Genomic DNA, 213 nt, shown 5'->3' with positions numbered 1-213 from the left:
GGCTAACAAAATGATCGATCGTGCCGATATGGTTCATATTGGCATTTGTGTCTGTCGCAGCGGTCAGTCGACTGAACAAGTTATGGATCACGCTGAAGCCGCCACCCGGAATTCAGTATTACAAGGCGGGAACAGTTGGTCGGTGTATGACGACTCTCTGCCGGAAAAAGGCCGGGGCAATGTGCGCTGGCGAACGCTGATTGAACAGATGCT

General features: G+C 52.1%; 1 pseudogene. It reads left to right on the top strand.

The features are described from left to right. Positions 1–213: pseudogene (locus tag FDX22_RS27400) on the top strand (RNase E specificity factor CsrD); the annotation flags it as partial.

Source organism: Citrobacter sp. TBCS-14 (assembly GCF_005280805.1).
Classification (GTDB): domain Bacteria; phylum Pseudomonadota; class Gammaproteobacteria; order Enterobacterales; family Enterobacteriaceae; genus Citrobacter; species Citrobacter gillenii.
The sequence above is the reverse complement of the archived record's forward strand: the minus strand, read 5'-3'. Positions and strand labels throughout refer to the sequence as shown.